Raw genomic sequence first — 13,242 nt, 5'->3', positions numbered from 1 at the left:
CCATTATGACGAACGCAACAGTAACCACGCCGTCCGGGCAGCCTCTCGGCATCAGCCATAAGCCGAGTCCGACGGAAGCCATGTTCGATGAATTCAAAGCGGCGAACAAGCCTGCATTCATCGGTTATCTTCCATATGGATTCCCTGATTCTGACTATTCGTTGAAAGCATTCCGCACCATGGTTGAGCATGGCGTCGATGCCGTCGAGATTGGTCTGCCGTATTCCGATCCGGTTATGGATGGTCCCGTCATCCAAGCGGCTTCGCAGATCGCCATTGACAACGGCGAGAAAATCGCGAACGTGTTCAAAGCCGTCGAAACCGTGGCCAACGCCGGGGGAGTCCCTCTGGTGATGAGCTATTGGAACCTCATCTACCATTACGGCGTGGAACGTTTCGCACGCAATTTTGAAAATGCCGGTGGCGCCGGCCTGATTACTCCGGATCTCATTCCAGACGAGGCAGGTGAATGGATCGAAGCTTCGGACCGTCATGGACTTGACCGAATCTTCCTCGTGTCCCCGGACTCCACCGACAGCCGTTTGAAGGTCGTGGCAGGCAACGCTCGCGGCTTCGTCTATGCGGCAGCCCGTATGGGCGTCACTGGCGAACGTTCCACCATCGATGCTTCTCCGGAAGAGTTGGTGGCACGCACGCGCAATGCCGGCGCGAAGAACGTCTGCGTTGGCATCGGCGTTTCCACCGCCGAACAAGGCGCGCGAGTCGGCTCATACGCTGATGGCGTCATCGTCGGATCCGCATTGGTGCACACCATGCTTGACGAATCCGGGAAAAACGCAGTCGATGAGGCCACGGGTCTCAAGGCGTTGGCCGCCAAAGCCGAAGAGCTTGCGGACGGCGTCCATAACGCGCGTGTCGCAAAGTAAACCATTCTGACGATTTCGGTGGTCCACGCACCATATCGGATGCGTGGACTACCATCAGGAAACCATGACACTTGCATACATTCCATCGCCAACGATTTCGCAGTTTTCCATCGGTCCAGTAACGATTCATATCTATGCGTTGTGCATTTTGATGGGAATCGTCCTTGCAGTATGGATAACCACCACACGTTGGAAAAAGTTGGGTGGCAATTTCGACCAAGTGCTTGATATCACTCTGGTCAGCGTGCCTGCGGGCATTATCGGCGCACGACTTTATCACATCATCACCACGCCTGAACGTTTCTTCGGACCGGATGGCGACTGGGCGGAAATGTTCCGCATTTGGAATGGCGGACTTGGCATCTGGGGCGGCGTGCTGTTCGGAGCGCTGGCCGCATGGGCATGGTGCCGTCATAAGCACTATCCAATGGCCTTGCTGGCTGACGCCATCGCTCCGGGCCTGTTGGTAGCGCAGGCTGTTGGGCGCTTGGGCAACTGGTTCAACCAGGAACTGTATGGCGCTCCGACAACGCTTCCATGGGGTTTGAAACTCAACATGGAAGGCACTGCCATCGGGCATAGCGAACAGTGCTATGACGGAGCCACATGCCCGAGTGGCACGCTGTTCCATCCGACGTTCTTGTACGAGATGATCTGGAACCTCATCGGCGCCGCGATTATCGTATACATCGGTTCCAAAGCCATGAAGAAACTCAAGGCAGGTTCCCTGTTTGCCGTGTACATCATGTGGTACACCCTGGGACGCACTTGGATTGAATCCCTGCGTATCGATTATGCGCACGAATTCTTGGGCGTGCGCATCAATGTGTGGGTCTCCATGGCGGTGTTCGTGCTCGGCGCGGTGTCATTCATCGTCGTGCAGCAAATGGGCAAAGACACTGACCTGTTGGCGGAGAAGCTTCGTACCGTCACCGAAATCGAGCAGCGTCTTGAAAACGGTGAATCGGAGGATTCTTCGGATTCCGTGGTGTCTTTCCCCGAGCAAACGGTTGATGAAATCAAAACCAACGATGCCGAAACTGTCTCGAATACCGACAAGCAGCCCGGCATCAAATAACAGCAAGTCGATTACCTTTCATAGAATAAGAGCCATGACTATTCAAATCGCACCAAGCATCCTGTCCGCTGATTTCTGCAACCTTGAGCGCGACCTCAAGGCCATCTCCAATGCAGATCTCGTTCACGTCGACGTGATGGATCATCATTTCGTTCCGAATCTGACCTTGGGCGAGCCGATTGTGGCTCGTATCTGCGAAGTCACCGATCTTCCGGTCGACGTGCATCTGATGATCGAGGACCCGGATCGTTGGGCACCCGAATATGCCAAGTTGGGCGCTGCATCCGTAAGCTTCCACATGGGGGCAACCCACGCTCCGGTGCGTCTGGCGCGCCAGCTGCGCGAGATGGGTTGCAAGGCTTGCTTCGCGGTGCGTCCGGCCGAACCTGTCGAGCCGATTTTCGATATTCTCGACGAATTCGACATGATTCTTATCATGACCGTCGAGCCCGGCTTCGGTGGCCAGAAGTTCCTTGACAACCAGATGGCCAAGGTACGTCGTCTGCGTGACGAGATTACCCGTCGCGGCCTCGCCACCAAGATTCAGGTCGATGGCGGTGTCAGCCCGAAGACCGCGCACATTGTAGCCGAGGCCGGTGCCGACGTACTGGTCGCAGGTTCCGCCGTGTATGGTGCCGAGGATCCTGCGGAAGCCATTGATTCCATCCGTGAGAAGGCTGAAGCCGCATTCAAGGCCTGAACCTACCAATATTTCGAGGATAGATACGAATAATGAAGACTTTTGAATCTCTCTTTGCTGAATTGAGCGAGAAGGCCGCAGCCAAGCAGGCTGGCTCGTTGACTGTTGACGAACTGGGCAAGGGCACGCATTTCATCGGCAAGAAGATTGTCGAAGAGGCGGGCGAAACCTGGATCGCAGCTGAGTACGAAGGCGCCGATCGTACTGCGGAAGAGATGAGCCAGCTCATCTACCATCTGCAGGTCATGATGATCGACCGAGGCATCACACTCGAAGACATCTACAAGAATCTGTGAGTTTTTGGCCGTGCCATAGGAGGCGTGGCCTTTTTGGGAGGGAAAATGCTGAGAATCGCCGTGCCCAACAAGGGCATGCTGTCCGAACCTGCATGGAACATGCTGGCCGAGGCCGGCTATCGCCTGAGGAGCAATCCGCGTCAGCTGGTTGTGGAGGATCCCGACAATGACGTGGAGCTGTTCTACCTGCGTCCGCTCGATATCGCTGTCTACGTTGGCCGAGGCACCATCGACGTCGGCATTACCGGTCATGATCTGCTGCTCAACTCCGGTACGGATGCCAAGGAGCATATGGAGCTTGGCTTTGGCGCTTCAACGTTCCGTTTTGCAGCCCCCAATGATTCTCCGATTAGCAAGCTCGAAGATATCGAAGGCAAGCGCGTCGCCACCAGTTTCGACAAGCTTGTGCATGATTATCTGGCTGAGCATGGCATCAACGCTGAAACCGTACACCTTGATGGTGCCGTCGAATCGTCAGTGCAACTCGGTGTGGCTGATTTGATCGCCGACGTGGTATCCACGGGCACCACGCTCCGTAACGCCGGCCTGCGTATTTTCGCGGAACCGCTGTTGCATTCTGAAGCTGTGCTCATTCGTTCCCCGCGTCTTGCTGAAGATGATGATCGTTTGACGATTCTTAGCCGTCGTCTGCAGGGCGTGCTCACTGCTCAGCGTTACGTGCTCATGGATTACGATATTCCAGTCGAGAAGGTTTCCGCGGCTGTGGACATCACGCCTGGATTCGAAAGCCCGACGGTTTCCCCGCTTCATGACAAGCAGTGGGCGGCCGTGCGTGTCGTTGTGCCGAAGGCCAAGGTCAACCAACTCATGGACCAGTTGTATGAAGTTGGTGCTCGTGGCATAATCGTCACCGCTTTGCAGGCCTCGAGAATGTAATATTGCTCGAAGTATGAGCAAACTGATTATCAAAAAACAGTACAGTCCGGAACCGCGGGATATCTATTTCACGGTTCCGAACCTTATCAGCCTGTTGCGAATCATTTCGATTCCCTTCATCTCGGTATTGGTCTCTCGCCATGAGATGGTGCTTGCATTGATTGTGCTTGCGCTGTCGGCGGTGTCCGATGGCTTGGATGGTCTGATTGCACGCTCGTTCAATCAGGTGAGCAAAATCGGGCAGATCCTCGATCCTATTGCAGACAGATTATTGATTTTCTGCAGTATTCTCGCGCTTGGAGTCGCTGGCATCATTCCATGGTGGATGCTGATCGTCGTCGGATTGCGAGATTTGATCATGGCGATTCTTGTACTGGTTTTGGCGCAGCGTGATTACGGTCCGCTGCCGGTGCATTTCGTTGGAAAAGCAGGCACCGCCATGCTGATGATTGCCATTGTCGCCTTGATTTTCGCAGATATCTGGTCTAATTCGGCTACGGATACTTTGCATTTGTGTGGTCTCGCCACCGGCATATGGGGTGTGGGATTGTACTGGCTTGCCGGCTATATTTACATACGTCAGGGAATCCAGCTTCTGAAGAACGATAAGGATTGACTCACATGATGCATGATGCTCCGGAACGTGCGTCGTTCCCGGTGTCTCCGGAGAATACGCCTACGAAGCGGCGCGCCGTTTTCTCGGCGTCCTTCGCCGGGCTGACTTCGCATCATGTGCAGCCTGATATCGTGACATCCACTTCGCGCAGAAGGCGGAATCTGGATGATGACTCATTGCGGCTTATTGACGATTTGACCAATCGTCCGATGGACGTGATGTACACGGACTCGAGGTTGGCCACCAAAACTCCGTCATTGTTTTCGGTCTGGTTCACCCGGGTTTTGGTATTCCTTATCTGCATTGCCGTAGGCACGGCGGGAAGCGTGTTCGTCCGACAGCTGAGTACCGATCCACGTAAGGAAGTACGCAAGCAACTGTCAAGTCAGTTATCTGATCAAACGAAAAACGTCGAAACCCTCACCAAAGACGTGAACGCGCTGCGAGCCCGGGTTGAGGAGGAATCGAAATCCGTGTCGAACTGGTCTCTGAACCAGACCATACAGGATGACGAAATGGTCAATGGCGTACTTCCTGTGCAAGGCGAAGGCATCACGCTCACCATCGCCAATCCAATATCGGTGAGCGGAGACAACGCGGATTCGTCACTGCCAAGGGAAAACGGCAGCCAAGTCCGTGTGGTCACGGATTCCGATCTGCAGGTGCTTGTCTCGCTGCTTTGGCAGTCCGGTGCGGAGGCGATCGCCATTAACGGGTATCGTCTCGGTGTGCAGACTTCCATACGAACGGCAGGGACGACGATCCTTATCGGCGTCAATTCCGTGCAAAGCCCCTATCGCATCGAGGCGATCGGCAATTCCAGTGCGCTTGCCAATGCGGTGAGCAAGAAAACGCAAAAACGTTTGTACGATGATTTCAAAGAAGCCGGTATCTATCCGCAGGTGAGCAGAAGCAAATCGATTACGCTGGAAGCGGCGGTGACCGGCGAAGTGACATATGCAAGGAAGGTCAAGTAATGGCAGCGGTCTTGGGACTTATCATAGGCGTGGTCATTGGCGTGTTCGTCCGGCCGGACATTCCCATTGCGCTTCAGCCGTATCTGCCGATTATGGTGCTGGCGGCGCTCGATGCGCTGCTCGGTGCCGCCCGAGCCTATTTTCAGCGTAGCTTTTCCGATAAGGTCTTCGTGATTTCCTTCTTCTCGAATGTTATTACGGCAACATTGTTGGTTTTCCTAGGCAACCAGCTTGGCGTCGGTTCCCAGCTGCAGACTGCGGTCATCGTCGTGCTCGGCATTCGAATCTTCACCAATGTGTCATCCATCCGACGTTTCATCTTCAAGGGATGACGGCGTATGAGCAGACGCAACGATGCCAACAAGGATGTACTCTCCAAGATCCACGAGCAGATCGTCAAAGACCAAAACAACGACAGCACCCAAACCGGATCGTTTCCTGTGGTCAGGCGCAAACCGAAGAGGGTTTCGCTGAATGCGAAGGCCACTCGCGCGCGCCTGTATTCAAGCGTGCTCGTAACCGTGCTTTGCGCGTTGCTGGGCTTCAGCTACGCTATCCAGCTGAACAACACGACCTCCACATATGAGACGATGAGCGAGGACGAGCTGACCAAGCTTATTAGCGAAACGAGTACGCAGGTGCAAAAGCTCGAACAGCGTAAAAGCGAACTATCCAATCAGCTTGACTCTCTGAAGGATACCGCCGACAAGAACGAGAAGGCAGCGGAAATCGCCAGGCAGAACGCTGAATCGAATGGCATTCTTTCCGGGCGTTTACCAGTATCCGGCGAAGGCGTGGTCATCCGTATTTCTAAAGGATCAAAGCGAGATATTGACGCGTCGATTTTATTCACCCTACTTGAGGAACTACGCAATAGCGGCGCGGAAGTCATTGAAATCAACGATATTCGCGTGATTACCAGTACATACATCAGCGATACGGCGGACGGTCTCGATTGCGACGGTACGAATATCAAGGCGCCGTTCATCATCAGGGCGATTGGAGACAGCGACAATCTGCAGAACGCGGTCAATCTCGCTGGAGGCGTCGGTTCACGTTTGAAAGTGAAATACGGAGCCACCGTGTCGATCGTGCCATCCGATAAGGTGGAGATCACGTCGACACGAAGCGCGCCACAATACACGTACGCGCATGTCGTCGAATAGCATCAAATACGATCCGTTAAAATATAATCGCGCTGTAGCATGCTGTTCACTCTTTCAGCGTGCCGATGTCTGCACTCAACCCTATCTTGTTCATCGTTGACATACAGTCCAGGCCTGCACATTAGTACCGCGGACCCCGATAGCAAAGGACAACTCATGGCTGAACAGACCATCTCCATTACACTCAACGGCGAAGCGAAGGAGGTGGCAGCAGATCAGACTGGCGTCCAGCTCTTCGCGGAAGACAAGAATATCATCGCAGTGCGTCTTAACGGCGAACCCCGCGACCTGTATACCGAACTGCACGACGGCGACGTCGTGGAACCGATTGCATTGGACAGCGAAGATGGCCTGGCCATCATGCGTCACTCCGCAACCCACGTTATGGCACAGGCCGTTCAGGAGATCCGTCCTGATGCCAAGCTCGGCGTCGGCCCGGTCATCAAAGACGGTTTCTATTACGATTTCGATGTCGAGACTCCGTTCACTCCTGACGATCTTAAAGAGATCGAAAAGCGCATGCAGCGCATTATCAAGTCCTCCCAGTCCTTCCGCCGCCGCGTGGTGACCGAAGAGGAGGCTCTGGCAGAAGAGTCCGATCAGCCGTACAAGATTGAACTCATCAAAGACAAGGAAGCCCACCTCGATCCAGAAGCCGCCACCGAAATCAGCGGCAAGGAACTGAGCTTCTACGACAACGTCGACCGTGACGGCAATGTGGTGTGGAAGGATCTGTGCCGCGGACCGCACCTGCCGAACACTCGCTATATCAAGGCGTTCAAGATCGAGCGTTCTGCAGCCGCATACTGGCGCGGAAGCGAAGCCAATCCGATGCTGCAGCGCATCTATGGCGCGGCTTTCGCCACTAAGGAGGACCTCAAGGCATATCAAACCCGCCTTGAGGAGGCCGCCAAGCGTGACCACCGCAAGCTCGGCGCGGAAATGGATCTGTTCTCCTTCCCGGACGAGATCGGTCCGGGCTTGGCTGTGTTCCATCCGAAGGGCGCCGCTGTGATCAACGCGATGGAGGATTACTCCCGCGAAATGCATCGCAAGCACCACTACAGCTTCGTGCAGACTCCGCACATCACCAAGGGCGGTCTGTATGAGACTTCCGGCCACCTGCATTGGTACAAGGATGGCATGTATCCGGCAATGCGTTTGGACGAGGAAAAGGATGAGAACGGCAACGTCGTCAAGCAGGGCTTCGACTACTACCTGAAGCCGATGAACTGCCCGATGCACAATCTGATCTTCAAATCCCGTCAGCGTTCCTACCGTGAGTTGCCGTTGCGTCTGTTTGAATTCGGCACGGTGTACCGCTACGAAAAGTCCGGCGAAGTGCATGGTCTGACCCGTGTGCGCGGCTTGACTCAAGACGATTCCCACATCTACTGCACCCGCGAGCAGATGAAGGACGAGCTGAAGAACCTGCTGACCTTCGTGCTTGGTCTGTTGAAGGACTTTGGTTTGGACGACTTCTATCTGGAGCTGTCCACCAAGGATCCGCACAAGTACGTCGGCTCCGACGAAATCTGGGAAGAGGCCACCAATACGTTGGCTGAAGTCGCCAAGGAATCCGGACTTGAACTGGTTGACGATCCATGCGGCGCAGCCTTCTATGGTCCGAAGATCTCCGTGCAGGCTCGCGATGCCATCGGCCGTACGTGGCAGGTGTCCACCATCCAGCTTGACTTCAACCTTCCGGAACGTTTCGGCTTGGAGTACATCGCTGCCGATGGCACCCACCAGCGTCCGGTGATGATTCACCGTGCACTGTTCGGCTCCATTGAGCGTTTCTTCGCCGTGTTGCTGGAGCATTATGCCGGTGCTTTCCCGGCGTGGCTCGCTCCTGTCCAGGTGCTTGGCGTGCCCGTTGCCGACGAATTCGCCCCACACCTGCAGCAGTTCATTGCCAGCTTGGAAGAGGAGACGGTTCGTTGCGAAATCGACATGTCCGATGATCGTTTCGGCAAGAAGATCCGTAACGCTTCCAAGTCGAAGGTGCCGTTCATCCTCATCGTCGGCGAGGAAGACATGAACAACAACGCGGTAAGCTTCCGCTTCCGTGACGGCAGCCAGCTCAACGGTGTGCCGGTCGATGAGGCCAAGGCGCAGATCATGACCGTGCTGAAGAAGCGCGTTCAGGTCAACAACGTCGACGATTTCAAGGCCGCCATCGCAGACTGATCTGATTCGTTCACGTTCGGTCGCATACGGTTATGAATTATGGGGGCGTGCAAGCATCACATACTGACGCTTGCACGCCCTTTTGCTTTCCGAAGAACAGGAATTCGCATGTTAGAACATCTCCGTGCACCATTCAAAAGACTTATCGAGCCATTCGCCAAGGCACTGGTATCCCTTGGCCTGACAGCGAATGCGGTGACGGTTATTGGCGCTATTGGAACCATTGTGGTGGCTTTCGCCACTGGCATTACGGGATGGTTGTTCGCCGGAGCGGTGGTGCTGACGTTGCTGGTGCTCGCCGATTCCCTGGATGGCTCAATTGCGGCACTGACCACGGGAGGCACCCAATTCGGTGCTTTTTTGGATTCCACATTGGACCGTATCGCTGATTGGGCATTGCTTGCCGGAGTGGTCATCTTCTTCATCCTGCATGCCGATTGGTGGTATGACATCAACCGGTCAAGCCCGGATTGCATTAGTTGGATTGGTATCGCCGCAGCCATGGTGTCGATGATGACGTCGTTCGTGACGTCGTATGCGCGCGCCCGTGCCGAATCCGTCGGTTTCGAAGTGAAAAACGGCATTGCAACGCGTGCCGACAGATTGGTCATCATTCTGGTGGGCATGGCGATTACCGGGCTCACGCACCAAGGGTTATGGCTGGCCATCGCCATGGTATTGCTTGCGGTTTTGGGACTCATTACCGTATTCCAACGCATTCTTGAGGCTCGTTGCCAGATGGCCGTCGGTCATAAGACGTATCAGTTGTGAACCGGCTGCATGAAACGGCCGTTGACGCGCCTGACATACGTATGTCGGGCGCTTTGTCTTAGAACCGCTTTAGAATCGTTTCGTTTGAAACATCCGCAACCTGCCTAGGAGCATTATGTCAGGTCATTCCAAGTGGGCGACCACCAAGCACAAGAAGGCCGCCATCGACGCAAAGCGTGGCAAGCTGTTCGCCAAGCTGATCAAGAACATCGAGATCGCAGCACGTATGGGTGGTGGCGATCCTGACGGCAACCCGTCCCTGTACGACGCCATCTACAAGGCCAAGAAGGCTTCCATGCCTGCCGATAACATCAAGCGCGCAGTTAAGCGTGGCTCTGGTGAAGAAGCCGGCGGTGCCAACTATGAAGATATCGTCTATGAGGGTTACGCTCCCGCAGGCGTCGGTCTGATCATTGAATGCCTTACCGATAACCGTAACCGTGCGGCCGCCGAAGTGCGTTCCACCCTGACCAAGGGCAATGGCTCTTTGGCTACCTCCGGTTCCGTGAGCTTCAACTTCGAGCGCAAGGGCCAGATCATCGTTCCGGCCGAGGGCGTCGATTTTGATGATCTGTTTGAGAAGGCCGCAGAAGCTGGCGCTGAAGATGTTACGGACGACGGCGACGTGTTCACTGTCGTCACCGGTCCGTCCGAGATGATCGACGTTCGTAAGGCCCTTCAGGACGCTGGATTCGATTATGATTCCGCTGATCTGGTCATGATGCCGAAGAACGAGGTCGAATTGACTCTCGAAGATGCCCAGAAGGTGTCCAAGCTGATCGACAACCTCGATGATCTGGACGACGTGCAGAACATCTACTCCAACTGGACCGCCTCTGACGAGGTCATGGCTCAGCTTGACGAGGAGTAATCAAGCGTGATTATTCTTGGCGTCGACCCCGGGCTGACTCGCTGCGGGGTCGGCGTGATCGAAGCCGGCGCATACCGCCGGCTTTCTTTTATTCATGTGGACGTGGTACGTTCCGATCCGAAAATGTCGCAGGACTTACGTCTGTTAGCCATCTATAACGGTTTGGTGGAAAAGATCGAACGGTTCGCACCGGATACGGTGTCCATCGAGCGTGTGTTTGCACAGGAGAATCGCAACACCGTACTGGGGACTGCACAGGCCGCCGGACTGGCCATGCTGGCTGCGGCCCAGAGGGGCATTCCCGTCGCCTTGCATACGCCCACTGAATCAAAAATGGCGATTACCGGCAACGGCAAGGCCGAAAAGATTCAGATGGAACGCATGGTCGCCCGTATTCTGGGGCTCAATACCTTGCCTAAGCCCGCCGATGCCGCCGATGCGTTGGCTATAGCGATTTGTCATGCGCTTCGCCCCGCAGGCGCGTTACAGGGGGGAGAGCGTGAACAACACTTGACCGATGCACAGCGTCAATGGGCTCTGGCCTCACAGAAGGCGGCGCGACAACGCGGCGTCCGTAGGGGAATGTAGACTATCGAACAGATGTTCTACAGTTGTATGCGGGAGGTGACGGCATGATAGGCATGTTGCATGGCCAGGTCGATTTCATTGACGCCGCTTCGGCGATTATTGAGGTCGGGGGAGTGGGATATGAGACCCGTATGCCTTCGGCGGATTTGGCGTCCATGCACGCTGGGCAGACGGTGAAGGTATACACGTCATTGAATGTTTCGCAGGATGCGATTACATTGTATGGGTTTTCCTCGCTTGCTTCGAAACGCATGTTTTTGCAATTACAGAAGGTCAGCGGAATTGGTCCGAAAGTCGCGCTTTCCTTGCTTTCGACGTTGCCTCCGGAACGTTTGGCGAAAGCTGTGGCGGACGGGGATGCCACCGCGCTGGCGAAGGCGCCTGGTCTAGGCAAGAAGGGTGCGCAGAAGATTATTCTCGAACTCAAGGGGTCCATCGATCTCAGTCAGATCGAGGGGGCTTCCAAAGAGGTTCGTTCTGCGGAAGATGCCGGTTCGGAACAGGTCGTGGAAGGTCTGATGTCACTAGGGTGGCGTCAGCAGGATGCCTTGCATGCCGTGCAGACAGTCTGCGAGAGCAATCATATCAATGTTCCATTGAGGGACGATGATGTGCCCCGCGTGCTCAAACTTGCATTGGCTTCTCTTGACCGAGGTAGGTGAAACGCATCATCATGACGAACGACGTCGCATTCGAACAGTCGAATACCGGTGCCAATGAGGAATCGCTTCGCATGGTTTCCGCGTCGCCTGTCGGCAACGAGCCGGTAAGCGATGAGGAACTGCGTCCTCACGTCCTCGATGGTTTTATTGGACAGCCAAGACTCAAGGCGCAATTGCAGCTGTTTTTGGATGCTGCCCGTAAACGTGACGTTCCCCCTGACCACATCCTGCTGGCGGGGCCTCCGGGCTTGGGAAAAACCACGTTGGCCATGATTGTAGCCAACGAGCTTGGAGTGCCGATTCGAGTCACTTCCGGACCTGCTATCCAGCATGCTGGTGATTTGGCCTCGATTCTAAGCTCCCTTGACGCAGGGGAGGTGCTGTTCATCGACGAGATCCACCGCCTTCCACGAGCGGCCGAGGAGCTGCTGTATATCGCCATGGAGGATTTCCGTGTTGATGTGATGGTGGGCAAAGGGCCGGGTGCTTCCTCCATTCCCCTTACTTTGCCGAGATTCACGGTGATTGGCGCCACCACTCGCGAAGGCATGCTGCCATCACCGTTGAGGGCTCGTTTTGGTTTTACCGCGCATCTTGACTTTTATCCGCATGAGGAGCTTGAAAAGCTCATCGAACGATCCTCTTCGGTGCTGGGCATCAGTCTCGAAGAGGGAGCGGCCCATCAGCTTGCCATGCGTTCAAGGGGCACGCCGCGTATCGCCAACCGATTGCTTCGCCGCGTAAGGGATTGGGCCATTGTGCACGATTTAGAAACTGTGCATCCGGACGATGTCAAGGAGGCGTTGGCACTGTACCAGATTGATACCGAGGGCTTGGATCGTTTGGATATTGCGGTATTGAAAGCCATTGTCACCAATTTCAACGGCGGTCCGGTCGGTCTGAACAACCTGTCGGCCATGGTCGGTGAGGAATCGGAGACCGTGGAAACGGTGTGCGAGCCGTATCTGGTCCGAGAAGGATTCCTTGTGCGCACCCCGAAAGGGCGTGTGGCGACGCGCAAGGCATGGGATCATCTCGGCTTGACTTCTGACGAATCTCAGGTTGATGTCAGCAAGCTAGCTTAGACTCGGTGTTCTGGACATAGAGTCCTGTTCGAGCGTCCATCCCAAGGAGTTGTGCTTTGGATTACATGTTTCTTATCGTCATCATTGTCGTCATGTTTGGCATGATGTTCTGGCAGTCCAAGAAGGCTAAGCAGCAGCAGGCCGAGCGTCAGGATTTCCGTGCCAACCTGCAGCCGGGCACTGAGGTCATCACCATTGGTGGTGTGATCGGCAAGGTTGTTTCCGTCGATACCGAATACGAGGAGATCGTCATCGATTCCGAAGGCTCTCAGATTCGTTTCGGTTTCAACGCCATCAGCCGCGAATACGTGCGTCCTGCGTACGTACACGACGATGAGGTCGATGAAAACGGTAATCCTCTTTCCACCGATTCCACAGACGAAGATCAGGCTGCTCAGGAGCCGATTGAAGGCGAAATCGAAGCGGCGCAGACTGAGACCGAGCAGAAGAACAGCTGA

Annotated in this window: 16 protein-coding genes; all 16 read left to right on the top strand. The window is 55.1% G+C overall.

Annotated features, from left to right (window positions below; all coding sequences use genetic code 11):
- The first annotated feature begins 5 nt into the window (after positions 1-5).
- The 16 genes from trpA to BBPC_RS04975 all read left to right on the top strand — a co-directional run bounded on the left by trpA (position 6) and on the right by BBPC_RS04975 (position 13,242).
- Complete coding sequence (gene trpA / locus BBPC_RS05050; RefSeq protein WP_004222231.1) at positions 6-887, top strand: tryptophan synthase subunit alpha; 882 nt, start codon at positions 6-8, stop codon at positions 885-887.
- A gap of 64 nt (positions 888-951) precedes the next feature.
- Positions 952-1,965: a prolipoprotein diacylglyceryl transferase gene (gene lgt / locus BBPC_RS05045; protein ID WP_022244818.1), complete on the top strand. Its 1,014-nt coding sequence runs from the start codon at positions 952-954 to the stop codon at positions 1,963-1,965.
- Positions 1,966-1,999: 34 nt separating this feature from the next.
- A complete protein-coding gene (rpe, locus tag BBPC_RS05040; RefSeq protein WP_022244817.1) occupies positions 2,000-2,665 on the top strand; it encodes a ribulose-phosphate 3-epimerase in 666 nt (221 codons plus the stop codon).
- 32 nt (positions 2,666-2,697) lie between these two features.
- Positions 2,698-2,961 carry a phosphoribosyl-ATP diphosphatase gene (locus BBPC_RS05035; RefSeq protein ID WP_004222214.1) on the top strand — a complete coding sequence of 88 codons (264 nt, stop codon included), beginning with the start codon at positions 2,698-2,700 and terminating at the stop codon, positions 2,959-2,961.
- Positions 2,962-3,006: 45 nt separating this feature from the next.
- Positions 3,007-3,858 (top strand): ATP phosphoribosyltransferase, encoded by an 852-nt coding sequence (hisG, locus tag BBPC_RS05030; protein WP_004222211.1) that lies wholly within the window; start codon positions 3,007-3,009, stop codon positions 3,856-3,858.
- A 13-nt stretch (positions 3,859-3,871) separates the two neighbouring features.
- The gene (locus BBPC_RS05025; RefSeq protein WP_004222207.1) at positions 3,872-4,474 is read left to right on the top strand and encodes a CDP-alcohol phosphatidyltransferase family protein; all 603 of its coding nucleotides are present in this window, start codon (positions 3,872-3,874) and stop codon (positions 4,472-4,474) included.
- Between the two features lie 5 nt (positions 4,475-4,479).
- Entirely contained in the window at positions 4,480-5,451 is a 972-nt protein-coding gene (locus tag BBPC_RS05020) for a DUF881 domain-containing protein (RefSeq protein ID WP_004222204.1), read from the top strand.
- Complete coding sequence (locus tag BBPC_RS05015; protein WP_004222200.1) at positions 5,451-5,783, top strand: small basic family protein; 333 nt, start codon at positions 5,451-5,453, stop codon at positions 5,781-5,783. Before BBPC_RS05020 ends, BBPC_RS05015 begins: the two co-directional genes overlap by 1 nt.
- A gap of 6 nt (positions 5,784-5,789) precedes the next feature.
- Positions 5,790-6,617 carry a DUF881 domain-containing protein gene (locus BBPC_RS05010; RefSeq protein WP_004222198.1) on the top strand — a complete coding sequence of 276 codons (828 nt, stop codon included), beginning with the start codon at positions 5,790-5,792 and terminating at the stop codon, positions 6,615-6,617.
- A 156-nt stretch (positions 6,618-6,773) separates the two neighbouring features.
- On the top strand, positions 6,774-8,807 hold the full coding sequence (gene thrS / locus BBPC_RS05005; RefSeq protein ID WP_004222196.1) for a threonine--tRNA ligase: 2,034 nt from the start codon (positions 6,774-6,776) through the stop codon (positions 8,805-8,807).
- A 108-nt stretch (positions 8,808-8,915) separates the two neighbouring features.
- Positions 8,916-9,578, top strand: a complete 663-nt coding sequence (gene pgsA, locus BBPC_RS05000; protein ID WP_004222193.1) for a phosphatidylinositol phosphate synthase — start codon at positions 8,916-8,918, stop codon at positions 9,576-9,578.
- A 115-nt stretch (positions 9,579-9,693) separates the two neighbouring features.
- Positions 9,694-10,449, top strand: coding sequence for a YebC/PmpR family DNA-binding transcriptional regulator (locus tag BBPC_RS04995; protein WP_004222191.1), 756 nt, complete (start codon positions 9,694-9,696; stop codon positions 10,447-10,449).
- A 6-nt stretch (positions 10,450-10,455) separates the two neighbouring features.
- Complete coding sequence (gene ruvC / locus BBPC_RS04990) at positions 10,456-11,037, top strand: crossover junction endodeoxyribonuclease RuvC (protein WP_022244816.1); 582 nt, start codon at positions 10,456-10,458, stop codon at positions 11,035-11,037.
- Positions 11,038-11,081: 44 nt separating this feature from the next.
- On the top strand, positions 11,082-11,699 hold the full coding sequence (ruvA, locus tag BBPC_RS04985; RefSeq protein ID WP_004222187.1) for a Holliday junction branch migration protein RuvA: 618 nt from the start codon (positions 11,082-11,084) through the stop codon (positions 11,697-11,699).
- 11 nt (positions 11,700-11,710) lie between these two features.
- Positions 11,711-12,784 (top strand): Holliday junction branch migration DNA helicase RuvB, encoded by a 1,074-nt coding sequence (gene ruvB / locus BBPC_RS04980; RefSeq protein WP_022244815.1) that lies wholly within the window; start codon positions 11,711-11,713, stop codon positions 12,782-12,784.
- Positions 12,785-12,849: 65 nt separating this feature from the next.
- A complete protein-coding gene (locus BBPC_RS04975) occupies positions 12,850-13,242 on the top strand; it encodes a preprotein translocase subunit YajC (protein WP_004222184.1) in 393 nt (130 codons plus the stop codon).

Origin of the sequence: Bifidobacterium pseudocatenulatum DSM 20438 = JCM 1200 = LMG 10505, assembly GCF_001025215.1 — a bacterium.
In the GTDB taxonomy this organism is placed as follows: Bacteria; Actinomycetota; Actinomycetes; order Actinomycetales; family Bifidobacteriaceae; genus Bifidobacterium; species Bifidobacterium pseudocatenulatum.
This window is presented reverse-complemented; position numbering and strand designations above follow the sequence as displayed.